Source organism: Geminocystis herdmanii PCC 6308, assembly GCF_000332235.1.
In the GTDB taxonomy this organism is placed as follows: Bacteria; Cyanobacteriota; Cyanobacteriia; order Cyanobacteriales; family Cyanobacteriaceae; genus Geminocystis; species Geminocystis herdmanii.
Window position 1 is genome coordinate 2,898,580 of record NZ_CM001775.1, and the last position, 22,255, is coordinate 2,920,834.

Annotated in this window: 26 protein-coding genes and 1 tRNA gene; 10 read left to right on the forward strand and 17 right to left on the reverse strand. The window is 32.2% G+C overall.

The features are described from left to right. The first annotated feature begins 98 nt into the window (after window positions 1-98). The 4 genes from SYN6308_RS14445 (at window position 99) to SYN6308_RS14460 (ending at window position 1,726) form a co-directional block, all read left to right on the forward strand. Window positions 99-650 (forward strand): Ycf51 family protein, encoded by a 552-nt coding sequence (locus tag SYN6308_RS14445; RefSeq protein ID WP_017295162.1) that lies wholly within the window; start codon window positions 99-101, stop codon window positions 648-650. 102 nt (window positions 651-752) lie between these two features. After that, on the forward strand, window positions 753-935 hold the full coding sequence (locus SYN6308_RS14450; protein ID WP_017295163.1) for a hypothetical protein: 183 nt from the start codon (window positions 753-755) through the stop codon (window positions 933-935). Window positions 936-1,117: 182 nt separating this feature from the next. Then, window positions 1,118-1,190, forward strand: a tRNA-Glu gene (locus tag SYN6308_RS14455). A gap of 62 nt (window positions 1,191-1,252) precedes the next feature. After that, entirely contained in the window at window positions 1,253-1,726 is a 474-nt protein-coding gene (locus tag SYN6308_RS14460) for a GNAT family N-acetyltransferase (protein WP_026102091.1), read from the forward strand. A gap of 89 nt (window positions 1,727-1,815) precedes the next feature. Here SYN6308_RS14460 and SYN6308_RS14465 read toward each other — a convergent pair whose 3' ends face one another. From SYN6308_RS14465 to SYN6308_RS14505, 8 genes are all read right to left on the reverse strand, one after another. Further along, on the reverse strand, window positions 1,816-3,288 hold the full coding sequence (locus tag SYN6308_RS14465; RefSeq protein WP_017295165.1) for a SulP family inorganic anion transporter: 1,473 nt from the start codon (window positions 3,286-3,288) through the stop codon (window positions 1,816-1,818). Between the two features lie 378 nt (window positions 3,289-3,666). Beyond that, complete coding sequence (gene mnmG, locus SYN6308_RS14475) at window positions 3,667-5,589, reverse strand: tRNA uridine-5-carboxymethylaminomethyl(34) synthesis enzyme MnmG (RefSeq protein WP_017295167.1); 1,923 nt, start codon at window positions 5,587-5,589, stop codon at window positions 3,667-3,669. Window positions 5,590-5,656: 67 nt separating this feature from the next. Continuing rightward, on the reverse strand, window positions 5,657-5,803 hold the full coding sequence (locus SYN6308_RS24955) for a hypothetical protein (protein WP_017295168.1): 147 nt from the start codon (window positions 5,801-5,803) through the stop codon (window positions 5,657-5,659). 152 nt (window positions 5,804-5,955) lie between these two features. After that, on the reverse strand, window positions 5,956-6,636 hold the full coding sequence (locus SYN6308_RS14485; RefSeq protein WP_017295169.1) for an urease accessory protein UreF: 681 nt from the start codon (window positions 6,634-6,636) through the stop codon (window positions 5,956-5,958). A 93-nt stretch (window positions 6,637-6,729) separates the two neighbouring features. Beyond that, on the reverse strand, window positions 6,730-6,903 hold the full coding sequence (locus tag SYN6308_RS25165) for a hypothetical protein (protein ID WP_017295170.1): 174 nt from the start codon (window positions 6,901-6,903) through the stop codon (window positions 6,730-6,732). 263 nt (window positions 6,904-7,166) lie between these two features. Next, window positions 7,167-7,829, reverse strand: coding sequence for a DUF4079 domain-containing protein (locus SYN6308_RS14495; RefSeq protein WP_017295171.1), 663 nt, complete (start codon window positions 7,827-7,829; stop codon window positions 7,167-7,169). A gap of 19 nt (window positions 7,830-7,848) precedes the next feature. Next, a complete protein-coding gene (locus SYN6308_RS22585) occupies window positions 7,849-8,826 on the reverse strand; it encodes a CHAD domain-containing protein (RefSeq protein WP_017295172.1) in 978 nt (325 codons plus the stop codon). 213 nt (window positions 8,827-9,039) lie between these two features. Then, the gene (locus SYN6308_RS14505; protein WP_017295173.1) at window positions 9,040-9,756 is read right to left on the reverse strand and encodes an RNA methyltransferase; all 717 of its coding nucleotides are present in this window, start codon (window positions 9,754-9,756) and stop codon (window positions 9,040-9,042) included. 35 nt (window positions 9,757-9,791) lie between these two features. On the opposite strand from SYN6308_RS14505, the gene SYN6308_RS14510 reads away from it, so the two are divergent. Together SYN6308_RS14510 and SYN6308_RS14520 are read left to right on the forward strand one after the other, a co-directional pair. After that, window positions 9,792-10,061, forward strand: a complete 270-nt coding sequence (locus SYN6308_RS14510; RefSeq protein WP_017295174.1) for a DUF2470 domain-containing protein — start codon at window positions 9,792-9,794, stop codon at window positions 10,059-10,061. Window positions 10,062-10,259: 198 nt separating this feature from the next. Then, window positions 10,260-11,054, forward strand: a complete 795-nt coding sequence (locus SYN6308_RS14520; protein ID WP_017295176.1) for a hypothetical protein — start codon at window positions 10,260-10,262, stop codon at window positions 11,052-11,054. A gap of 51 nt (window positions 11,055-11,105) precedes the next feature. Here SYN6308_RS14520 and SYN6308_RS14525 read toward each other — a convergent pair whose 3' ends face one another. Then, window positions 11,106-12,257, reverse strand: coding sequence for a cysteine desulfurase family protein (locus SYN6308_RS14525; RefSeq protein WP_017295177.1), 1,152 nt, complete (start codon window positions 12,255-12,257; stop codon window positions 11,106-11,108). Between the two features lie 51 nt (window positions 12,258-12,308). Here SYN6308_RS14525 and SYN6308_RS14530 point away from each other — a divergent pair, with 51 nt between their 5' ends. Both SYN6308_RS14530 and vapC read left to right on the forward strand, forming a co-directional pair. Continuing rightward, window positions 12,309-12,521 carry a type II toxin-antitoxin system VapB family antitoxin gene (locus tag SYN6308_RS14530; RefSeq protein ID WP_017295178.1) on the forward strand — a complete coding sequence of 71 codons (213 nt, stop codon included), beginning with the start codon at window positions 12,309-12,311 and terminating at the stop codon, window positions 12,519-12,521. Then, window positions 12,508-12,903: a type II toxin-antitoxin system VapC family toxin gene (gene vapC / locus SYN6308_RS14535; protein ID WP_017295179.1), complete on the forward strand. Its 396-nt coding sequence runs from the start codon at window positions 12,508-12,510 to the stop codon at window positions 12,901-12,903. Before SYN6308_RS14530 ends, vapC begins: the two co-directional genes overlap by 14 nt. Before the next feature lie 142 nt (window positions 12,904-13,045). On the opposite strand, the gene SYN6308_RS14540 is transcribed toward vapC, so the two are convergent. The 8 genes from SYN6308_RS14540 to SYN6308_RS14575 all read right to left on the reverse strand — a co-directional run bounded on the left by SYN6308_RS14540 (window position 13,046) and on the right by SYN6308_RS14575 (window position 21,315). Continuing rightward, window positions 13,046-13,387, reverse strand: coding sequence for a HepT-like ribonuclease domain-containing protein (locus SYN6308_RS14540; RefSeq protein ID WP_017295180.1), 342 nt, complete (start codon window positions 13,385-13,387; stop codon window positions 13,046-13,048). Continuing rightward, window positions 13,371-13,700, reverse strand: a complete 330-nt coding sequence (locus SYN6308_RS14545) for a nucleotidyltransferase family protein (RefSeq protein ID WP_017295181.1) — start codon at window positions 13,698-13,700, stop codon at window positions 13,371-13,373. The genes SYN6308_RS14540 and SYN6308_RS14545 overlap by 17 nt, the downstream gene beginning before the upstream one ends. Window positions 13,701-13,743: 43 nt before the next feature. Continuing rightward, on the reverse strand, window positions 13,744-15,198 hold the full coding sequence (brxL, locus tag SYN6308_RS14550; RefSeq protein WP_017295182.1) for a BREX system Lon protease-like protein BrxL: 1,455 nt from the start codon (window positions 15,196-15,198) through the stop codon (window positions 13,744-13,746). A 140-nt stretch (window positions 15,199-15,338) separates the two neighbouring features. Then, entirely contained in the window at window positions 15,339-17,702 is a 2,364-nt protein-coding gene (locus tag SYN6308_RS14555; protein ID WP_017295183.1) for a DNA sulfur modification protein DndB, read from the reverse strand. 72 nt (window positions 17,703-17,774) lie between these two features. After that, on the reverse strand, window positions 17,775-18,116 hold the full coding sequence (locus SYN6308_RS14560; RefSeq protein WP_017295184.1) for a nucleotidyltransferase family protein: 342 nt from the start codon (window positions 18,114-18,116) through the stop codon (window positions 17,775-17,777). Between the two features lie 120 nt (window positions 18,117-18,236). Beyond that, window positions 18,237-19,037, reverse strand: coding sequence for a phosphoadenosine phosphosulfate reductase family protein (locus SYN6308_RS14565; RefSeq protein WP_017295185.1), 801 nt, complete (start codon window positions 19,035-19,037; stop codon window positions 18,237-18,239). A gap of 258 nt (window positions 19,038-19,295) precedes the next feature. Beyond that, the gene (locus SYN6308_RS14570) at window positions 19,296-20,447 is read right to left on the reverse strand and encodes an HNH endonuclease domain-containing protein (protein ID WP_017295186.1); all 1,152 of its coding nucleotides are present in this window, start codon (window positions 20,445-20,447) and stop codon (window positions 19,296-19,298) included. Between the two features lie 106 nt (window positions 20,448-20,553). After that, window positions 20,554-21,315, reverse strand: coding sequence for a Coq4 family protein (locus tag SYN6308_RS14575; protein ID WP_017295187.1), 762 nt, complete (start codon window positions 21,313-21,315; stop codon window positions 20,554-20,556). Window positions 21,316-21,516: 201 nt separating this feature from the next. Between SYN6308_RS14575 and SYN6308_RS14580 the strand changes: the two genes are divergently transcribed. Continuing rightward, window positions 21,517-21,855, forward strand: a complete 339-nt coding sequence (locus tag SYN6308_RS14580) for a nucleotidyltransferase domain-containing protein (protein ID WP_017295188.1) — start codon at window positions 21,517-21,519, stop codon at window positions 21,853-21,855. Continuing rightward, window positions 21,852-22,241: a HEPN domain-containing protein gene (locus SYN6308_RS14585; RefSeq protein ID WP_017295189.1), complete on the forward strand. Its 390-nt coding sequence runs from the start codon at window positions 21,852-21,854 to the stop codon at window positions 22,239-22,241. The genes SYN6308_RS14580 and SYN6308_RS14585 overlap by 4 nt, the downstream gene beginning before the upstream one ends. The last annotated feature ends 14 nt before the right edge of the window (window positions 22,242-22,255 follow it).

Sequence of the window (22,255 nt, forward strand, 5' to 3'; positions counted from 1 at the left end):
GTTTTATGGTAACTATATCATTGATTTTATTGACTGATTAAGTGAGGATTTACTCAATCCAGTACAATTGAGAAATTAACATTATATTATCGACAAAAATGGATTTACCTTTAGATTTTAAAACTTATACTATTTGGTCAATATATACAACCATTGGCTTTTTTGTTCTCGCTATTGTGGGCTTTTTGTTTAAATGGGGTTTCCGTTTCCGTCTCGTGGGCGCTACGGGATTTATGGGAGTGTTAACCGTTGGCTTATTTGCCCTAAGTTTAGGCTTGTTCGATCGAGTAGAAATACCCAACGCCGTCAGATTTAACTTAGTTTATGATACTGGCGGAAACCAAGCAGTAATTACTGTACCCATTGACATCACCAAAGATCAACTAGAAAGCACTTTACAACAGGCATCCAATGATTTATTCTCCTATGGTAGAACAGCCACCAGTGGTGATGATCAGCTTACGATTAGGGCAAGAACACAATTTCATCAAGAAGGAGTAACAATTCCTTTATACTTAGGGCAGGTTCGTCGTTCTTTGGTGAGACAAGATGATTCAAACCCCACTATTGTTATTTCTGAAAAGGCTTTTGCTCAATTAGAATCCTTACAACAAGAACAAAAATTGAATTTGTCAACAACTCTTAATTAGTTACATCGTCACAATGTGATCTCGGTTACAATAGTATTGGTAACAATTAAGCTATCTTAGTTAATATCACTAACTAAGTCATCCTCAAAAAACAGAAAACCTATGGGTATATCAACTATTTCGAGCAATTTAGTACAAGATCAACAAATCTGGCACAGTCTCAAACAGGCGATCGCCAAAAGTTCTGGTTTTAAGCGTTGGCAAAACGAAAACAAATTAGAAATCAGTATTGATGATCAAGTTAAACAGTATTTACGTTCAACCCTTGAAGCCTTAGCTTATTAACCTTTGACTTGAACAAACACAAGAATAGGATATGACACAGACTCTGATTCTGTGTCTATTTTTTTACCTCAAAAAAATTTTTTCAAAAATTTTCCCATTTTCTTGACATTCCTAAAAATATTCGTTATATTAATAAATGTGCGTTGAATAAGAGTGAAAAGCTAAATCAATGCTAAACCTAAGCCCCCATCGTCTAGAGGCCTAGGACACCTCCCTTTCACGGAGGCGACAGGGATTCGAATTCCCTTGGGGGTATTAAAAAAAAAGAAAACAAATAGAGTCTGCAAAGGCTCTTTTTTATCATCTTCAAAATGAATATGCTAATTCGTAATCCAAATCCATCTGATTATAATATAATAATCTCCGTTGTTAACCATTGGTGGAATGGGAGAAAAATGAGTAATATGTTACCCAAACTTTTCTTTGAACACTTCAGTCAAACAAGTTTTATTATCGAAAAAGAAGGTGAAATAATTGGCTTTTTAACTGGTTTTTTATCTCAAACTCATTCACAGGAAGCATATATTCATTTTGTTGGTATTCATCCAAATTTTAGAGGGCAAGGTTTAGGAAAATCTTTATATCAAAAATTTTTTGAGGTTATTCACCAATATAATCGACAAATAGTTAAATGTGTAACATCCCCTCTAAATAAAAATTCGATCGAGTTTCATTTAAGTTTAGGATTTGAGATACAAGAGGGAAATAGTAAATATGATCAAATTTCTTATTTTTCAAACTATGACGGGGAAGGAGAAGATAGAGTCTTATTCATCAAGAGTTATAAATGAATTAAATAATTTTGTTTGGTTACGTTATCTTTAACTAAACCTACAAGTTGATTCATAGTAAATAATTATATGAACTTGAATATAACATCTTAATTTTGAGAAAAGTTTATTTCATCATTCATCGTTAATTTTTGTAGTAAAGTTGCACTAGCTTCATTTAAACCGATTAACTCCACTTGCACACCGTTACGGCGAAATTTGAGTACCACTTTATCAATGGCAGTAATCGCCCCTTGATCCCAAAGATGAGCATGAGTTAAGTTAATGGTGATAGAATCAACTAATTCTGTGAAGTCAAACTGATTTAAAAATTCATCTACCGACACAAAGAAAATTTGTCCTGATACATTATAAGTACGATGATTGCCGTCTTCACTTAATACCCTATCCACAAATACAAGTTGCGCGATTTGACGGGAAAAAAACACTGTACTCATGATGATTCCCGTTACTACTCCTAAAGCAAAATTACGAGTCAGAATAGTAATAATCATGGTGGTTAACATGACAACGGTTTCTGTTCGAGGTATTCTAGGTATGTTTGTAATGGATGACCAACGGAATGTACCAATAGATACCATAATCATCACGGCGACTAATGCACCCATGGGCATTTCTTTTACCCAATTTTGCAGGATAAGAATAGCGAAAAGGAGAAAAATCCCTGCGGAAAATGTAGATAATCTCCCTCTACCTCCTGATTGTACGTTAATTACTGATTGCCCAATCATGCCACATCCTGCCATTCCACCAAAAAAAGAGGTTATAATATTAGCGATACCTTGCCCTTTTGCTTCTTGATTTTTGTCGCTAGGGGTATCGGTTAATTCATCTACTAAAGCGGCGGTAAGAAAAGATGCTAGTAATCCCACTAATGCCATTGTTAGGGAATAGGGCAGTATAATTTGTAAAGTTTCGAGATTCAAGGGTACATTGGGAAAACTAAAAAAGGGTAAGGTTGTGGGTAATTCTCCCATGTCTCCTACTTTCGGCACATCTAGTTTAAAGAAGATGGTGATAAATGTCATTACTCCTAAAGCTATTAATGGTGAGGGTACAGCTTGGGTAAAACGGGGTAAAATATAAATGATCATTAAGGATACGATCGTAATGCCATAAACCGTATAGGGTACATTGGTTAATTGAGGTAACTGTGCAAGGAAAATTAAAACCCCTAAAGCATTAATATAACCCATCATCACGGCACGGGGTACATACTTCATCTGTTTGCCCAACTTGAAGACACCAAATAATAACTGTAAGATACCCGTTAAAATACCTGCGATAAAAATATATTCAACGCCATGATTTTTAACTAAATTTACCATTAATAATGCCATTGCTCCCGTAGCGGCGGAAATTGAGCCGGGTCGTCCTCCTAAAAAAGCGGTAGTGATTGCTATAATAAATGAGGCATATAAGCCAACTTTGGGATCAACTCCTGCTATGATCGAAAATGCGATCGCTTCTGGAATTAAAGCTAATCCTACCACTGCACCAGCGAGAATATCCGCTTTAACATTAGAAAACCACTCCCGTTTTAGGGTAACTGTATTTAACATTGCCTCCTCAAAAATTAATTAATGAATAGAAAAAATTGGATAATCTGAATAGTAATGAAGATTAAATAAAATCCAAAAGTTTAGTGTTAGAGATTGTTTTTACCTCGATAGGGATTTATCTAAGGTAGGTTATTTAATTCTCTTTCCACACCATAATTGATGTTGAGATATGCTTAAGGGGGATAGTTCATTCGATCGATATATTGATAAAACTCAATCTTACTTATAACCTAAAATGGATATTAAAGCAAAAAAATCTTGTAAAAATAAGGCATCAGAAGTTATTTTAATTTTATTAGTATCATTATCTTGATTTTTCATTCTTTAACCTAACACCTATCACCTTCCCTCATCAAAATACTATGAGGCAACGCCTCATTATTTATTTTTAAAAGTATCAACAGTTAACTGTTTATTTTGCATTTCCAAATAAATTAATAAAGCATTAACATCCGCAGGATTTACTCCTCCGATACGGGTAGCTTGTCCGATGGTTAAAGGCTTGACTTTATTGAGTTTTTCCCTGGCTTCCATGGATAAGGTTTCGATGTTTTGATAATCTAAATTTTCATCTAATTTACGGTTACTATGACGAGCAATTTGATCAATTTGACTTTGTTGTCTTTTGATGTAACCAGAGTATTTAATTTCAATTTCTGCCCCTTCTTTTTCCGCTTTATTTAACTCAGAATTTCCTAAATTATATTTTTCTAAATCTTCATAATGAAAATTAGGACGGCGCAATAAATCCGCTAGGGTAATAGAGTTTTTAATTTTTTGTTCTGTATCTGCCACAATTCTTATGGCAACTTCGTCTCTTTCTTTGATTCTTGTCTCATATAATCTTTCTTGTTCGGCGATGATATTTGTTTGTTTACGTTGATATAATTCCCAACGTCGATCGTCGATTAAACCAATTTCTCTACCAAGAGGCGTTAAGCGTTGATCTGCATTGTCCGATCGAAGTATTAAACGATATTCCGATCGAGATGTGAGCATTCTATAGGGTTCTCGTAAATCTTTAGTACAAAGGTCATCAATTAAAGTACCTAAATAACTTTGTTCACGGGAAAACACCACCATCTCTTTATTTTGGGCAAATTTAGCCGCATTGATACCTGCAACGATCCCCTGTGCGGCAGCTTCTTCATAGCCCGTTGTACCGTTAATTTGTCCTGCGGAGAATAAACCCTCAATTTTTTTTGTCATCAGGGTAGGATAACATTGAGTCGCAGGTAAAAAGTCATATTCCACCGCATAGGCAGGGCGCAACATGACACAATTTTCTAAACCGGGTAACGTGCGTAACATTGCCAATTGAATATTCTCAGGTAAACCCGTAGAAAACCCTTGAATATATAACTCTGGAATGTCTCGCCCTTCAGGCTCAATAAATATTTGATGGCTTTCTTTATCCGCAAAACGCACGATTTTATCCTCAATACTAGGACAATATCTTGGTCCTTTGGAGTCGATAAAACCGCCGTAAATGGGGGATAAATGCAGATTATCTTTAATTAGTTGATGGGTGGCTTGAGTGGTACGGGTTAAGTAACAGTTCATTTGTTCTCTTTCGATCCAAACTTCAGGATCAAAACTAAACCAACGGACTTCCTCATCGGGGGGTTGTACTTCCATTTTGCTGTAGTCAACGGTGCGCTTATCAACCCTTGCTGGTGTACCTGTTTTCAGTCTTCCTGTCTCGAAACCCAAGTCATTCAAGGTTTCTGTAAGTCCGATGGAGGCAAATTCTCCAGCCCTTCCTGCGGACATAGATTTACCGCCAATCCAGATTTTACCGTCTAAAAATGTGCCTGTGGTTAATACTACTGCTTTGGTTTTAAAACAAGTTCCAAAATATGTTTGAACACCGATAATTTCATCATTTTTGCCTAAGACTAAATCTGTCACCATGCCTTCTCTGATGGACAAATTAGGCTCATTTTCCACAATATTTTTCATGATATGGGCGTATTCTCGCTTATCGGTTTGCGCCCTTAATGCCCATACAGCAGGGCCTCTGGAATTATTTAACACTCTTTTTTGTAGGTAAGTTCGATCGGCCATTTTGCCGATTTCTCCTCCTAAAGCATCGACTTCGTGGGTAAGTTGAGATTTGGCAGGACCACCCACCGCCGGATTACAAGGTTGCCACGCAATTTTATCTAAATTCAGGGTTAACATCATGGTGCGACACCCTAATCTAGCACTGGCTAAAGCGGATTCACAGCCCGAATGTCCTCCGCCAATAATAATCACGTCAAATTCGTCTTGAAATTCTACGGGGGTTTTAATGGTCATTGTTATCTTTTTGTGTCTATGAAATTAGAGATTCTAACTTTATATGATAGCGTTTTGCGATCGAAATTTATTGATAAGGGGCTGTATCCCAGTAAATAAAAATAGATTCATCTGTAAGACGATATATTAAACCTCGATCGTCCAAACCGTCTTCTCGTTGTGCTTTTTGACCATTTTCATCTTGATACTGTCCAGCTTCATCGCCTACGGGCATTAAATCATAGCGTTTGCCATAATATTTTAATAGTAAAATTCAGGTATTTTGAGAATTTGATCCCCCCTAACCCCCCTTAAATAAAGGGGGAATTTAGTTTAAATTTCTCATAAATGATTCCTGATTGCTATAGATAAATTTTCCGTTTTATTTTAACTGCGAAATAAGCGACTATATAATTGTTGGTGTTGAATACTAGCTAAAGATAATCCCCAACTGCAACTAGATAATTCATCATCTTTTAAGGATAAAATTTTTGTTAATTGTTGAGTAATTTCTTTATTAAAATTTAATAATAATTTTTGTCCTTCGGTTTGTCCTAATGGAATTAATTTGACTCCTACATTGACTAAATTATTTACCCAATTATGAAGATAGCCTAATAATACGTTTTCTATTTCAATTTGCCAATGCGCTGTAATTACTCCAAATACGATCGAATAGTGACCAGAGGATTTTAGGTTATTAATAACTGTTTGTAAAAATAAATTATCAGGTTCAAAAGAGTTAATTAACCGTAATAAACTTTTGCCCATTTGCCAACTTTGTTGCCTTAATTCTGCGGTTTCTCGACTGGCACTAAACCAATTATTCCAATATAATAAATCTTCTATTTTTTTTGCTTGATAACTATGGTACGATCGAACAATCATTGCCGATTCTACTCGAATTGAGCCATATTTTAACTCATTTAATAACCAATGTTTTAAGCCTTGACTATCAATAATTAATTTTTTTTCAACGAGAGTTTCTAATCCTTCTGAATAACTATACGCACCTAAAGGCAAACTAGAATTACACAGTTGTAAAAGTAATAATAATTTTTCTGACATTCATTATTATAAAGTGATTTTATTTATCGGAACTTTTGCTTGTTAATTATCAATTATCATCATCAATAGTGATTCATTTTTAGTTAAGTTAAATTAAATTAAATCTGCTTGATGAATTACTACGGCTAATAATGCAGAAAAAACGGTGATTCCTGTTGCTACTAAAGGATTTTGCCCTTGAGTAACGGCATAAGAGGTGATAATTCCTGCGCCAATAGCCGCAGTTAAACCAGCAGTTACTAAATCTTTTTCTTGATTATTATTCATGGTTTTTAAGAGTAAGATAATTGTAAAATTAACACCAAATTTAAAGAAAAATTAATTATTGATTAATCCAGTAAAACAAGATTACGATCGATAAAATTGGTCTTTGATTCAAATTAACATCTTCTTTTAACTTGAATAACATTTTTTAAAAAAGATTAATATTTAGCTATATTTCTTAACAAAATCCGATGATCAATAAAACTTTTTACTCATTACTCATTACTCATTACTTTACTTGAATCAAAAGTTTAAGAATCAAACAGCTATGCTGGGGGAGGAGTCCATAATCCAATTTCAAATAAATCTCTCGCGCCCGTGAAGCCTTGTCCTATAAATAATAACAATGCCAAACAATTTAAAATAATGTGAATATTACGCCATTTGTTCGATCGATCTCGGTAAATATCATCGATAATAGCCACAGAAAAAATCATCAATAAACAAACAGTTACACCATAATAATAATGTGACCAAAACCATTCATTACTACGGCGAAAAATGCCATCTTGACAACCTAAAATAACTACTCCCATTCCGCTTAAAGTAGCAAAAATTCCTCGCCATAATTTATCTCTCGATCGAAATAATAGAATAAAAGAAGCGATGGTAAAAACAAACATTAAAACAATAAAAATAAACTGAAAAAAATTAGTTTCCCAAAGTGTTTCTTTAAGAATATTTTTAGTAATAATTGGTCGTGCTAATCCGATTAAAGACGAAATAACTACTCCTGTCGATAACCATTTCCCAATCTGCACATGATTTAAACCGACGGAAGGAGGAATTTTACTTTTCTCTCCCTCTTTGATTTCTAATCTTCTTTGACGAGTTTCCCATGCAAAATAACACACAATACCAATTAAGGGAAAAACCGCTACTACCGTAAAAAATGGATGAATTAAGAGGGTAAATTGTTCGATCGACATAATACATCAAATAACTAATTTATAACCCATTATTCACGATTTCTCTTAAATTATGACAAAAATCTCCTGAGAAAAATTTAATTTGTAATTGTTGCCATTGTTGCCACTTATCTAGTTTATCTTTAAGGATTAATTGATGTAAATTATTCAGTTTTTTTAACCATTTATTCCCCATAACTTCCGTTAAATGATCCTGTAAACAAATATTATCTTGAATTTCTCCTAAAATTTCTTGAACTTGCACAATAAACTCTAAATATTCTCTATATTCTTGAGGATAAAATTCAGTAAATAATTCTAACTGATAACGAGTTTTTTTAGCTTGTTTTCTCAGTTTATGTAAACTTTCTCCTTGTAGATTAATCAATAAATCAACATCTTTTTCTGAGAGATTTTCCTTAATTATAATTTGTCCATTATAATCCCTAAAAGTACCTATCAACCATGCAGATTGTAGAAAAAAGTTACTAATTTGAGGTAGTAATAAATCAGGTAAGATACGGCGGATATTTTGCAGGGCGATCAAACTAAATTGAGGATTTTCTAACCAAAATAACAAATCTTCTTTGAGATGCAGATATTTTTTACTGGTTAAAATAGTTTCTAAATTTTTTGAGTTAGAATCAACATTAGGTTGACTGATTTTGTGAATAATTTTTTCGATGATAACAGTTTCTTGATCTAAAGATTTATGATTAAATTTATTTTCTAAATTAATTTTGAGAATATCTAAATCCCTCTGTTGTCCTAAAATTCTGGCAAGATTTCCTATTTTTTTATCGGTAATACTTGATGGAATAATTAGGGCGATCGAAAAAACACTTAAAACACTTCTTAATTTTCTCATCCCGACTCGAATTTGATGCAAATTTTCGGGATCATTTTCTGTTAAGATTTTCTGTTCATATTTAACAATTTTTTTTACCTGTTTAGCGATGGCATTAAATGCAAAATCGGCTAAGGTAATCGGATTATCTTTGAGGGTGAAATTATACATATATATACCCCTAATGATCGTTAATAAAGATTTTTGAGATTGCTTGATATTTCCCAATGACAGAATATCGTTATCTTTGCGTAATTCCTAGCTTATTTTATACTCATCAAGGTTATAATCTGATGTTGCAAAATGTATAGTTGCCTCTTGCCTACTTGCCTTTTGCCTACCTTCACCAAACTCAAATTATGCCCTCGCCAAGTATAGCACAGCTTACTTATGCTCGATCGACCATTCAATTTGTCTTAAAATTCCTCTAATCATTGCTAATTCTTGACTGGTAAGATTGGCACGATTAACAATGCGCCGTAATTTTTCCATCTTTTTTGGTGCAGTATGGGGATATAAATAACTCACTTGCAATAATACGGACTCTAAATGTTGATAATAGCCTTCTAAATCTTCAAGATTGACTAAATCTTCCACAGATAAATTTTCTGGCTCGATCGATTCTTGGGAAATTTGATATAATTCATAAGCACAAATACCCACAGCTTGAGCTAAATTCAAGGATGGATATGCTGGATTAGAAGGAATACAAATGAAACGTTGAGCATAACTCAATTCTTGATTGCTTAAACCCCTATCTTCAGGACCAAAAATTAAAGCACTGGTGATATGATCAGCTTTAAGCCAAGGTATTGCTTGTTTAGGAGTCTCTAAGGTTGTATGTACATCTCTTTGTCGTCCAGTGGTGGCGATCGCTCTGTTACATCCATATAAGGCTTGAGGAATTGAATCCACAATCTCAGCTTTTTCTAATACTTCCACTCCATGAACTGCCATAATCCTAGCATCTTCCGACAAATGATCACAACGGGGATTGACAATGGTTAATTTAGTTAACTCCATATTACGCATAACTCGCGCGATCGATCCGATATTTCTTTCCCCTGCTGGTTCAACTAAAATGATTTTGACATCAGACATTTTATAATAAATAAAAATTTTAAAATATAATTACTATGACAGAAGTTATTACTCAAGCTATCAGCGATCGAATTTGTAAACACATGAACAATGATCATCAAGACGCTGTGAAACTATATGCCCAATATTACGGTAAAATCGACACTCCCAACACTGCTTTTATGAGTTCGATCGATGCTCAAGGAATGTATATCATAGTTGATAACCAAGAAGAAACTCCCCTAAGAATCCAATTTGATCATACCCTAACCGATGCCAAAGACGCTCATACAACCCTTGTGGAAATGATGAAACAAGCCCAATAATTAAGTAAAAAGTAAAAAGTAAAAAGTAATTTAAAAATTTTCTCTAACTCTCCATTCTCCATTCTCCATTCTCCATTCTTCATTCTCCATTCTCCATTCTCCATTCTCCATTCTCCATTCTCCATTCTCCATTCTTCATGTATAATCTTTATACTTGGTACAAGAACCAAGCATTATGTAGTATAACCACTGAAAACTATGACTGGAAAAGTAATAGATAGTGGTGCTAACAGTATCCTTTTAGTGATATTGCCCCTAGCGTTAATCATAATGGTAGTATTTACCTTTTGGCCCATAATTGTAGGGATTCTCGTCTTTGCATTGGGGTACAAATTATGGAAAAGATACCATTTGAAACAACTATCTGAACAAATAGATCCTTTTTTTAATCAATTAATACAAGCCAATCAAGGTTGCTTAACGGTAATTGATATTACCACTAAAGTTAACCTTAGTGTTAAAGATGCCCGTTCATATTTAGATTACAAAACTCAACAATATGGCGCGGTAAAAAGATTATATGAAGATAAAGGAGTTGTCTATTATTTCTTGACAGCTAACGCTTTAGGCAGTATCTTTGATGATAGTGAGCCTGATGATGATACTGATCTAGCACCTGATACAAACGCTTCATTTTCCGATCGTCCGACAACACAAGTTATTGAATCTCAAACGCCAACAGTTAATCCAGAAATCGTTATCCCCGTAGTAACTGAACCTTCTACAACTACAGTCATTCCTTCTAGTGCATCTACTTCTGTTGATAATCCCCTTCCTCCCCCTTCATCCCCAGAAGAAAACACCAGTAGCTCGATCGAAAGCAATATTAATGCTTTAAATCAAAGTGAATTAGCTAAACGTTTAGAAGTGAGTCCAACTACAGTGGCAAAACGAAAGACTGAGGCAGATTTTCCCTTGTGGAGTCAAAGTCGTGATCCTGATGGAACTTCATGGCAATATGTAGAAGAAACGAAGTTATTTATTCCGAAATAACAATTAAGATTACACAATTCTTTTAATTGTAGGGTGGGCATTGCCCACCAACTAATATTTATTGCTCAAGTTAAGAATTTCCATCACGGCATTATTAATAATCTCTGCACTTTTTTCTATTTCTATCTCCGTGGTAAATTTACCTATGCCGATTCTCAACGCCCCCTCAATGGTTGTATCATCTAAATTCATCGCTCTTAAAACGTGAGAGGGGGAAAAAGTGGCACTACTACAAGCTGAACCCGTAGAAATGGCTAATTTATGCCTAATTCGGGCTATAATGGCACTATTGGGCATATTTGGTATTGATATATGTAAATTTCCTGCTAGGCGATTTTCTGTATCTCCATTGATGACTAAATCGGGAATTTTGGCTTGTAATAGTGATTGTAGATGATTTCTTTTGAGTTCGATCGAGCCTTCATCTTCTCTCATCTCTAGTTGTCGTAAATAACAAGCCTCTCCCAAACCCACTATCCCTGATACATTTAATGTACCCGATCGAATGCCCTTTTGATGTCCTCCCCCATAAATCAGAGGTTGTAAAGAAAAACCTTTTTTGATGACTAATGCACCGATACCCTTTGGGGCGTATAATTTATGACCAGAGATAGTTAAAAAAGTGATACCCCAATCCTCGAAGTTAACGGGAATTTTGCCCACTGCCTGAGAACCATCACACAGAAAAGGGATATGATATTTATGGGCAATCCCCCCTATTTTTTCGATGGGATAGATATTGCCAATCTCATTATTTGCCCCCATGATACACAATAAATCTGCTCCGTGAGTGCATACTTTTTCAAGGTGATTTAAGTCAATTCTGCCCTTATTATCTACCTTCAACCACACAATCTCCCCTAATCCCTTCTTTACCATTGCCTGACAAGTATCGATAACGGCTTTATGTTCGAGGGGTGAGATAATATAACGATGAGGATAAGGCTGGATTAATCCTTGAATAACTAAGTTAATGCTTTCCGTTGCGCCAGAGGTGAAAATTATTTCTTGAGGGGATGAGTTGATTAAATCCGCAATCTGCTGTTGAGCTTTTTTTACTGCTTCTTGGGTTCGATCGCCAAAAACATGATCTATACTGCTACTATTGCCGAAGTTATGCACCATATAATCATATACCTTATCAGCAACACGTCGATCGACGGGGGTTGTAGAGTGATAATCTAAGTAGATAGGATTAGACATTAAGAATCTTAGTGTATAATATTTGTATATTTAGACATTTTACACAAGAAAATGAGAACTAATATTGATCTTGATGATAGTTTACTAGAAGAAGCCTTCCGTTTAACTAATGTGAGAACGAAAAAAGAGTTAGTAAATATGGCTTTAAAAGAGTTAATTCGTAATCGAAAAAAACTGAATTTATTAGATTTAAGTGGAAAAATTGAATTTAGAGAAGACTATAATTATAAGGAGTTAAGAAATAACGAAAATGTATCTAATTGATACTTCTGTTTTGGTTAATATTTTTCGAGATAAAACGGGAATTAAAAGAAAAAATTTAGAAAATATTATTCAAGATAATCCTTTCTTTTTGAGTCATTTTATCCAAATGGAATTATTACAGGGTGCTAAAAACGAACAGGAATGGCAACTATTGGAAATTTATTTGGATGATCAAGATTATCTTACAGAAAATAGTTCTATATTGATTAAATCAGCTCGTGTTTTCTATGATTTAAGACGTAAAGGTTTAACCGTTAGAAGTAGCATTGATTGTTGCATTGCTCAACTAGCTATCAGTTATAATTTCATTTTAATTCATAATGATAAAGATTTTGAAACTATTAAAAAAGTAAGAAATTTACAAACTATTATTTTAAATTGAACCTTCTTTTACTTCAATGATATTTTCTTTTGAGTTCGATCGACAGGGGTTGTAGAGTGATAATCTAGGTAGATAGGATTAGACATTTTTCACGAAGTCAGTTAGTACAGAAATTTTAATAAGTAAAAAATGTTATTTGATCTTAAACTTTGTCTAAAATTAATAAGATTATTTGTTTAAGTTCATCTAATTTTTTTTGATTTAAAATATTCCAAATTATTTCGTAATCTAAGGAAAAATAAGTATGAGCAATAATATTTCTTAAACCAATAATATCTTTCCATTTTATTTGTTCATATTCTTGCCTTATTTGAGGAGGAATATTTTTAGTAGCTTCTCCAATAATCATTAAATTATGAGTCACAGCATCTAATGTTTTTTCATCTTCTAATAATTGTGATTCTGTTAAATTTTTAGTATATAATTCAATTTTATTGATACTATTAAGAATATCACTTAGATAAAGTTTAAGGTTTCTCGACATAAATCGCTTCGGCTAATACAGAATTTTTGATTATGGTTTTGATGGATTTAAAAGTGACTAAATCTACCGATTTATTAAATAATTCTTCAAGATAAAATTTTAAGTTCATATAACCATCTAATGTAGTAGAATGATTAAACTCTACCAAAAAATCTAAATCACTATTTTCTGTAGCTTCATTTCTAGCAGTTGAGCCAAATAGTGCTAAGGTTTTAATATCGTATTTAACGAAAAAGTTTTCTTGATTTTTTAAAGTTTGTAAAATAATTTCTTTTGTTAATGTTTGTTGTTTTTCAGTCAATAAATTATTCATAATTGATAGCTATAAAATATGTTAAAAAAATAAATATTTGTAATTACATTACATCAACAATAATTTCTTTTTCATACTGTTTATATTCATCATCAAGGTTATAAAGTAAACTATGAATTTGCTGACGTAAAAAACGAGCTGGTTTTAAACAATTAAATAAATATTCTTCCTCTGTTAAATTCAAACTAGGATAAAATAGTTTTAGAAAACCTGATGCACTTTTCAAGAGATAAATTTGATCTCTACCTGAAACATTAGAGATAAATCTAGTATGAGATTGAGCATAGTGATAAAAACGATTATCCTTTCTTAAATTAAATAAAACCTCTCCAAAAAAGTCTGTTTTTAAACCTATTTGAGTCGCCCTCATATTTAGTTGAAATTTAGGAATTTTCCAACCGGGTATAATACCCATAAATCGATCGAGTAAAGCAGTTTCTGAGAAAAATTTAGGAAGATTTTTGATTAAATTATCTTCATTTTTTGGACGTTGATATGCGTCTAATTCAATATTAGCTAATAACACCAAAGAGCAATCACTATTAATATCAGCAAACCCCGATCGATTATAGCGCCCATTAGCCAAATAGGTTTTTAAAGGTCCAATAATTTCATCTGGATTATCAAAAGTTAAACTTTGCACCTCATCTAAAACAGCAACATCATAAGTGCCTAATAAGCCAATTTCTCCTGTTTTACCATTGAAAAATAATCTTGGGGCAGTGATTTTTCCTCCGCTAATAACCTTTACTTTACTATTAACATTTTCATAGAAAAAACTTTTTCCCGTGCCTTTCGGTGCTAATTCCATCACATGATAATTTGATTCTACTAATGGTAATAATCGGCTTAAAATCCAAATTTTTGACTCATCATTATAGGCAGAATCTTCAGGGTTTAATCCCATAGAACATAATAACAAATCTCGCCATTGTTCAAAAGTGAATTTTTCTCGACATTTTCCATAGTCTTTAATATTTACTTCTGAAGTTTGAAAAGGATCAAATTCACACACATTAACATTATATTTTCCCCTTTCATTGATAGCATAATTAAGGGTAATTTTTCCCCATATTCCTCTACCTAATAACAACGGATTTTGTTCAATAATATGAGGCTCAATATCACATTCAGGGAGATTTAAAACAGGAATACTGGCTAGAGGTATTTGTTTTTCTTCCGATGGTTTTTCTAGTGGCACTCTTACTTGTAATAAAGCAATTAACTTTTTCTCTTCTCCCTGTTGCACTTGATATTTTATCCTTTCTTTATCATCTTTTCTGGGAAAGGCTTTCATCACCATATTATTAACTTTTTCATGTTCCAATGTACTTAAATTACCAATACCGGGTACAATTTTATCTAATAGCCATTCAGCAACAAAACTAGGCACTCCTGATTCAGTTAAGCCACTAGATGGAAGTCTTTTTTTGTCAATAGATAAGTTAGAAAATACTTGAGTTACTAAGTCGTTATTGTAGAAGTTTAATTCATTCATAATGTTTTATTAGTAAAAATATCAGTTTGGTTAAATCAATCATTAAATAAACTTTATTTAAGTTTTGTTGGGTTACTATGAGTGCTAACCCAACCTACAAATTAGTAAGCCTTTTAAGGCTTATTATTATCAAGATAAATTTAGGTTAAAAATTCTTGAATATCTCCCGCTATTCCGCTAGTAAATTTTAAGTTATTATTGATAATGTTTAACCTTTCTAATAGCTTATTTTTATTACTAAATTCTCCTAAACTTGCTTTAATATTTTCTCTAGCTAATAATTGAATTTCCGTTTGTTTTTCTTTAATAAAATTATTAATACGATTGTCTATTTCTTCTTTTGATAAATTTTGGGTTTCAAGTTTAACTTTATTTAATTCTATTTGATTTTTAAATTCTTTTGAGTTAATAACACTATTAATTCCTTTATCAATATATTCTTGTCTTAATTGTAAAATTGAGTTAATTATAGTCGGTAAATTGTCGATATATTTTTGAGCTAAATCTTGATTTTCTGATTGATTTAAAACATCTAATAAGCCTTGATAACTATATTTACAATGGACAATTTCTAAAATAGCATAACGGAAAAATACCCATTGACTTTCATTTAATTCTTTAATATGTAAATTTAATAATCCTCTTAATCCTAATTCGCTAGGAGTAAAAATATTGACTCTTGATTCAGTGATAAAGCCTGTTAATTTTTGATGTAAAGTATCTGATGATGAAGAAAAATATTTGTTTAAGGCGTTTAAATATAAGTTAGCAATAAATTTAGTTATTCTCAATCTTTCTTCATAAGGTGTGTAGGGATTATCTTTAATGATTAACTCAACAATGGAGTGAATTGTCATGGGATAACCTAATTGAAATGCCTGAGTAGAAATGGCATCTAAAATTGATTTTGCTTTTGCTATTAATTCTTTTTTCTCTTTTTCACTATTATTACTTAAAAATCTTGTGTCATCTATATTAAATAGTTTACAAGCAGTGATATATTTTATTTTTTCTTCCCAAGTTTTGACGGCATCTAAGGTATTTTTAGCATCTTTTAATTGATAGGTTAAATAGTCACTAATAGTTTTTCCTTCTTCTTGAGACTTATTTATTTTATCTGTTAAACGATGAACATGATCTTCAAATATAGCTTGAACTGCGCTACCTTCAAATAATAAATTAAATGATTTTATGTGAATTTCTTCTGTTTTTAATAATGGGCTTTGCAACTGATTATAAACTTCTCGCATCGCCTGATTATAAACGGCAAAAGGAATAAATTTATCAAATAAAGGTAAAATAACAACATCGGTTAAATTGCCTAATAAATTAACGGCTAATTGTACTTGTTGTAAAGGGTGATATTTTCCTGAAAATCGATCGAAATAATTCCATTTTTCTGCTAATTCTGTACCTTTTAATAAATCTTGACAACGCTCTTTATTTTTGGTGCGACGATTATGGGTAATATCTTTACCAGATTCTATCAGATTAAAAGCATCTTTCATGCCGAAACTGATGGCACAATGAATTTTAAACAACGCCACTGCTGTACAATACTCTAATTGCCCTGTAACTACTTCACTTTTACGGGTATCCGCATCGGAAAGACTATCACCAAAGGCAAAGGAATAAATACGCGCTAGGGAGGCATTCTCTTCTCCTCTGTCTTTCAACTGGGATAGGGTATTACGCATCATACGCGCGGCTAAATCCTCATCATCTAATAATAATTCTCTTGATGGGCTAATGCGTTTTGCATTTTTATTGACTACGACAAAGATTTCTCGACAGACGCTTTTTAAGTCAATGCCTTTTTCTTTGAAAGTGTGATTATTTTCGTGTAAATCGGGAAAAAAGACGATACAAACGGGTAATTCGAGGTTTTTTATCTGATTTTGGTTTACTTGTAAATGATTATAGTAAGAGGCATATTTATTATCCCCCCATTTTTGATTAATGGTGCGATGTAGTGCCAAAATTGCCATTGCCCGATGTTGCCCATCAACTATAATTAAAGCACTTTGTTTTTGATTATATTTTAAGACTCCTAAAGGGGTTAATTCTCCGTCTAAGGTGTGTTTTTCAAATTCAAATAAGTTGCCAAAACTGATGGATGTATCGGTGTGATTTGTAAGGGGAGGATAGTAGGGTAAGATACCTGATTTTTCAATTCTTTTTGGTGCTAAAACTGCTAAAATTGGGGGGAAAAAACGAGCATTTGAGCCACTTTCACCAAGTAAATAGGGAATTAAATCATTGGCTACCCTAGAATCGTCTAAGTCTCTTTGCAATAATTCATCAAAGGTTAATTCATCTATTTTAAAAATTTCTCGCCAAGGAATCATCTGATCTGCTAAAGTATTTTCCCAAGTATTTTCTGCACCCGGCTTCATTTTTGTTAGTAAATATTGGGCAGTAATTTTTTTATCTTCTGACTCTATGGTAAATTCTCCATAAGTGCCGTAAATGGGTTGTTTTTGCACACCAAAGTTTAAATTCATAGTTTTTATTTCTCTATATTTTATAATAATGAAAGGTTCGATCGAGTTTTGATAAAATAGGTAAAATTTGATTCAATTTCTTAATAAATAAATAGTTTGAGCGGTAGTTAGAATTTCTTTGCTACGAATCCAGTTATCATTATCATTAAGAGAATCTTTAATAGCAATATCTACGGGATAATTAAGTAAGGATTCTAATTGAGATTTAAGTTTAGAAATTGTTAATAAACCTTGAGGAGTATTAGGTTGAAAAGAGATGAGAAAATCAACATCACTTTCGTTGTTAAAATCATCCCTTAAAACTGAGCCAAATAAAGCCATTTCTTTGATATTCCATTGTTGACAAATATCAAAAATTTGATTAAGAGAAATTTGTAAACGTTTCTCAATTTCAGTCTTAGATAGTAATAACATAATTCCCCTTTAAAATTATAATTTACTCATTTAAATATCCCTGATACTAGATTCTTCTATACATTCTGATAATGGTGTTTTTCCTCCTTCTTTTATCGATTCAATCATGTTAGGAAGGGTTTACAAATTACAAACTAAACAAGGTAAAGTCGAATCATCGTCATCTAACACCGACTCTAAAGCCTCTGCTAAAGGGCGATTCGGGGCTTTTTTCTGCTCTCGTGCGATCGAACGTTCATGATGTGCTATGATTTCGTCTTTACGCTCTAATAATTCCAAGAGGGTTTCACCCTGATTCCAAGTATAGGTGCGCCCATCTCGATGATTAGACTCGTATTCAACGGCTTTTGCAAACAAATCAGGATGATTCTCCGCCAACATCACCCATTCATACTTACGTTGAAAGAAACAGAAAAAACAACCAGAGCGACTGCGCCATTTATAATATTCAGGTAAACCAATACCGCTTTCTTCTAAAAGTTGCAGAATGTCAGTTTTAACTAAACCCCTCTCTTTGAAGGGAAAAACGGGTTTAATATTCGGTTTCGTAGAGATGTAACCCTCCCTATTTTCATCGGCACGAATGCCAATATAGCTGATAGCTTCATCATCGCCGACAAATTCCTCAAAAGGCTTAATCTTCATTTTAACCGTACACCAGCGCATCTGCGGAGACGGTAATAAACCATCATGAATCGCCAACCAATGATCAAAACCCCGATTTTCGCTAAGATAATGTATCTTAATGCCTAAACGAGCTTGAATTCGATCGAGGTAATCGTAAGTTTCCTGTAGCTCCTTGTGTGTATCACAAAAAAAATACTCCATGTCGGGAATTTCTTTGTGTAGCAAAATTGCTAAAGCGGTAGAATCTTTACCACCACTTAATCCTAAAACGTGCCTGACTCTTTTTTCAGTCATGAAAGATAATTGAACTGATTATTAATTTCACATATTTATAATCATAACAGAGGAATAAGTAATCCAGTTGGGGATAAAAATATTTTTTTCAAATTATATCTTGATAACAAAATGTTAAGACACCCTTGTATCTTTGCGAACTTTGTGTATTTATGTGAGAAAATTAATCTAAAATTATCAGATTTTAAATGTTTAAATTTAGATAATCACTCATTCCCGACTCAGCTAATTCCCTATCTTTTTGACAATTTTACTATTCTAAGAAGCTGTTAAATAAATCCAATTATCGTTAAAACCTTGTATTTTTGCTAAGGATATTAAAGGCTCAAACTGACGGTTATAAATATTAGTTAATAATTCTAAATTTAATAAATCTTCTATGTGACTTACCTTTAAATCTAGCAGATAATTTTCTGTATATTTTAACCATTCTTTTCGAGGTAAATATTGATGAGAAATAGTTAAGCCTTGATGTTGTAATTGAATAAATTTGACTAAATATTGAGAAGATGGTATATTATTTGATTTAGAACTATTAACATTATTCATCGTTGGGATTAAATTCCAAAGTCGATCGTGAGCTACAAATGACCAAGGTAAATAATGATCGATCGAAATGCTATTTTTATCTAAAGTTTGCTGAGAATAAATACATTTAATCGGTTGTTTTTCTAGTATAAATTTCCAATAATTAGCTTGGTTAGTTAAAGAGTTTCTTTTCTCAGGGGCAAATAATTTATTAACCAAATTGGGTACATTTTGATTATTTTTTTGCATATATTGTAACCATTCCCAAGCCACCCAACCTTTAATAATGATAAAATTTTGTTTAAAATATTCTACCCATTCTGGATGTAAAATAATGGCATCAGATTCTCTATAGGTATTAGCATTAAAACGATATAAAGGTTTAAGAATATAAAAATATAGATTAGCTATTTCTGGGGTTTTTTTGACTACTTCATAATTAACATCAAAATCCCGTAATTTTTCTTGTAAAAAAGGGCGTAATAATCGAAAAGGTACATTCTTTTTAAAATCAGCAATAATAGCAGTTAAATTATTTTGACTAATAATTTCTTTCAACGCTATTTTATCGCTACTATTAAATTTTAAAACGGTAGTGTTTACCGTCAAATCAAGGGAGTCTAACTTATTAGCAATTCTATCTTGTTTCCCAAAGGATAGGCGAAAAAAGGTATGAGGATACCAAGCATTAGCTAACATTTCTATCATTAATTCTTGAAAACTAATTGACTCTGAATTATCAAATAATCTCTGGGATAAAATATCTAAAATGGAGTAAAAAAAGAGATATTTATAAGAATTAGTGGTTGCTTGAAATAATCGAGATAATGCCCATATATTTAGATGGTTAGATTCTGGTAAAATTTGAGAATTAATATTCATATTTGTTCAATTTATTAAGTTTATTGAACATTCTTTTGTCGATTGGGTTAGCTTCAGCGTAACCCAACAATAATTATTGCAAAATACTTATTAATTAAATACTTTATTAAGCCATCGCATCTTGTAATTTAGGATCACTATACCAACTATAAGCACCAGTAGTAACAGGAATAATATTAACTTCTTTTCGTACTTCATCTAAAGGATGTTCAAAATATTCCTCCCATTTAATAGGAAATAAAGGTTTTGCAGACTCCCCCATTTCTAAACCTTGAGATATTAACTTAAATTTATAACCTAAAGTTTTAATTTGATCTTCTGGTAAAGATGTTTCAGATACTAATTTATCAGAAGCAAAAAAGCTAATTAATAAAGATAATAAATCAATAAACAAAAAACCGGGAAAACGACTTTGAGCAACCGTTACTGAAATTACTCCTAATTCCCCAAAATTATTAAGACTAAATCCTGTTAAAATATGATGAATATCGTGGGTTTTAAAGACTCGAAAATTTACATATTCTTCATCGTTCATTTCAGGTTTTGCTGGAGGATAAAATTGAGGATCATAACCCATTGTACTCATTACTTTACCATAAGTCCAACCAAGAGAATGTTTCGGCATCGCTAACATTGCATCTAAATCGTATGCTAAACCAATATATTTCTCCTTAACTATTTCTGCTGAATTGGAATCACTCATTACCGCCCTAACACACAATTCCATCGGTTTTGTGCCTAAAAATCGATGACTTACTTTAAACGCACTACTTACATCTTGCACTGCACCTCCAGCAATTTTCACTAAATCAGCAAACTTCGCTAAATTTTCAGGGGATGTTATCTCGTTGATATAGTTAAAAGACATAATTTCAACTTTGTAAATTATTAATAAAATTTTAGCAATTTATCTAGCTCAACAAATGTTAAGATTTGTATGATTATCTCTCGCAAAGGCGCAAAGAAAACAGAGAACATAAAGCATTACAATTGGCTATAATTTATTCAATATAGTTCGATCAAGATATAATTAATCTAAAATTTAATTAATTAAAATTATTAAAAAAATATGACTATAATATCAATAAAAAATAAGCATTTAGAGCTTATTATAACAACCCTAAAAGATGAGTTTACTAACATCTATAAACAAAGATTAGCACAGTTAATATTATTTGGTTCACAAGCGAGAGGAGATGCCAGAGAATATTCTGATATTGATATATTAGTGGTTTTAAAAGGAGATGTAAATTGTGTTGAAGAAATAAAAAATAATAGTGATTTTATCAGCAGTTTATGTCTTGAATATGATGCAGTAGTTAACTGCTTTTATGTTTCAGAAAATAGGTTAAATAATGAGGATAATTTATTTATTAAAAATGTTAAACAAGATGGAATATTATTATGAATATAAAAATAAAAAAGTTACTTATAAAAGCTGAACAAAGTCTCAATGCTTCTGAATATTTACTGAGAGGAGAATATATTGATTTTGCCGTAGCTAGGGCTTATTATGCTATGTTTTATCTAGCAGAGGCATTTTTAACAACTAAAAATATGGCTTTTTCTAAACATTCGGCGGTAATTTCTGCTTTTGGAAAAGAATTTGCAAAAACACAAATTATTCCTCCTAAATATCACAAATATTTAAAAGAAGCACAAGATTTACGATTAGTAGGAGATTATGATGAGATAGATATGATTTCAAAAGAAGAAGCACAAATTCAAATTAATCGTGCAAGAGAATTTCTTGAGTTTTCTCAACAAGAATTAAATCATTTTTGTCAGGAATAAATCAATTTTATTAA

Bases quoted from the DNA above. Each gene is read 5' to 3' on its own strand.
- SYN6308_RS14520 (WP_017295176.1), top strand. From the start codon at position 10,260: ATGACTGGAAAAGTAATAGATAGTGGTGCTAACAGTATCCTTTTAGTG.
- vapC (WP_017295179.1), top strand. From the start codon at position 12,508: ATGTATCTAATTGATACTTCTGTTTTGGTTAATATTTTTCGAGATAAA.
- SYN6308_RS14495 (WP_017295171.1), bottom strand. From the start codon at position 7,829: ATGTCGATCGAACAATTTACCCTCTTAATTCATCCATTTTTTACGGTA.
- SYN6308_RS14545 (WP_017295181.1), bottom strand. From the start codon at position 13,700: ATGAATAATTTATTGACTGAAAAACAACAAACATTAACAAAAGAAATT.
- SYN6308_RS14575 (WP_017295187.1), bottom strand. From the start codon at position 21,315: ATGTCTTTTAACTATATCAACGAGATAACATCCCCTGAAAATTTAGCG.
- mnmG (WP_017295167.1), bottom strand. From the start codon at position 5,589: ATGACCATTAAAACCCCCGTAGAATTTCAAGACGAATTTGACGTGATT.
- SYN6308_RS14510 (WP_017295174.1), top strand. From the start codon at position 9,792: ATGACAGAAGTTATTACTCAAGCTATCAGCGATCGAATTTGTAAACAC.
- SYN6308_RS14555 (WP_017295183.1), bottom strand. From the start codon at position 17,702: ATGAATTTAAACTTTGGTGTGCAAAAACAACCCATTTACGGCACTTAT.
- SYN6308_RS25165 (WP_017295170.1), bottom strand. From the start codon at position 6,903: ATGAATAATAATCAAGAAAAAGATTTAGTAACTGCTGGTTTAACTGCG.
- SYN6308_RS14560 (WP_017295184.1), bottom strand. From the start codon at position 18,116: ATGTTATTACTATCTAAGACTGAAATTGAGAAACGTTTACAAATTTCT.
- SYN6308_RS22585 (WP_017295172.1), bottom strand. From the start codon at position 8,826: ATGTATAATTTCACCCTCAAAGATAATCCGATTACCTTAGCCGATTTT.
- SYN6308_RS14530 (WP_017295178.1), top strand. From the start codon at position 12,309: ATGAGAACTAATATTGATCTTGATGATAGTTTACTAGAAGAAGCCTTC.
- SYN6308_RS14540 (WP_017295180.1), bottom strand. From the start codon at position 13,387: ATGTCGAGAAACCTTAAACTTTATCTAAGTGATATTCTTAATAGTATC.
- SYN6308_RS14570 (WP_017295186.1), bottom strand. From the start codon at position 20,447: ATGAATATTAATTCTCAAATTTTACCAGAATCTAACCATCTAAATATA.
- brxL (WP_017295182.1), bottom strand. From the start codon at position 15,198: ATGAATGAATTAAACTTCTACAATAACGACTTAGTAACTCAAGTATTT.
- SYN6308_RS14485 (WP_017295169.1), bottom strand. From the start codon at position 6,636: ATGTCAGAAAAATTATTATTACTTTTACAACTGTGTAATTCTAGTTTG.
- SYN6308_RS14445 (WP_017295162.1), top strand. From the start codon at position 99: ATGGATTTACCTTTAGATTTTAAAACTTATACTATTTGGTCAATATAT.
- SYN6308_RS14450 (WP_017295163.1), top strand. From the start codon at position 753: ATGGGTATATCAACTATTTCGAGCAATTTAGTACAAGATCAACAAATC.
- SYN6308_RS24955 (WP_017295168.1), bottom strand. From the start codon at position 5,803: ATGCCCGTAGGCGATGAAGCTGGACAGTATCAAGATGAAAATGGTCAA.
- SYN6308_RS14580 (WP_017295188.1), top strand. From the start codon at position 21,517: ATGACTATAATATCAATAAAAAATAAGCATTTAGAGCTTATTATAACA.
- SYN6308_RS14525 (WP_017295177.1), bottom strand. From the start codon at position 12,257: ATGTCTAATCCTATCTACTTAGATTATCACTCTACAACCCCCGTCGAT.
- SYN6308_RS14585 (WP_017295189.1), top strand. From the start codon at position 21,852: ATGAATATAAAAATAAAAAAGTTACTTATAAAAGCTGAACAAAGTCTC.
- SYN6308_RS14565 (WP_017295185.1), bottom strand. From the start codon at position 19,037: ATGACTGAAAAAAGAGTCAGGCACGTTTTAGGATTAAGTGGTGGTAAA.
- SYN6308_RS14505 (WP_017295173.1), bottom strand. From the start codon at position 9,756: ATGTCTGATGTCAAAATCATTTTAGTTGAACCAGCAGGGGAAAGAAAT.
- SYN6308_RS14460 (WP_026102091.1), top strand. From the start codon at position 1,253: ATGCTAATTCGTAATCCAAATCCATCTGATTATAATATAATAATCTCC.
- SYN6308_RS14465 (WP_017295165.1), bottom strand. From the start codon at position 3,288: ATGTTAAATACAGTTACCCTAAAACGGGAGTGGTTTTCTAATGTTAAA.